This is a genomic window from Catenulispora pinisilvae (assembly GCF_015356865.1).
Taxonomy (GTDB): domain Bacteria; phylum Actinomycetota; class Actinomycetes; order Streptomycetales; family Catenulisporaceae; genus Catenulispora; species Catenulispora pinisilvae.
Genome location: NZ_JAAFZA010000657.1, coordinates 1 through 264 on the forward strand (window position 1 = coordinate 1; position 264 = coordinate 264).

Below are 264 nucleotides of genomic sequence, written 5' to 3' on the forward strand. Positions count from 1 at the left end.
CCTGGTGGGACGGCGTGGCGGTGTGCGACGGCTGCGAGCTGAGCGGGGCACCAGCGATGTCGCAGTGAGCAGTGAGCTGCCGGAGCGCCGCAGCCTGCTGGGACGGCGTGGCGGTGTGCGACGGCTGTGGGCTGAGTGGGGCACCAGCGATGTCGCAGTGAGCAGTGAGCTGCCGGAGCGCCGCGGCCTGGTGGGACGGCGTGGCGGTGTGCGACGGCTGCGAGCTGAGCGGGGCACCAGCGATGTCGCAGTGAGCAGTGAGCT

General features: G+C 72.3%; 1 protein-coding gene. It reads left to right on the forward strand.

Annotation, left to right across the window (positions count from 1 at the left end):
• Positions 1-64: 64 nt before the first annotated feature.
• Positions 65-264, forward strand: a 200-nt coding sequence (locus tag IZR01_RS51995) for a hypothetical protein (RefSeq protein WP_228561498.1), incomplete at its 3' end; no start/stop codon positions are given.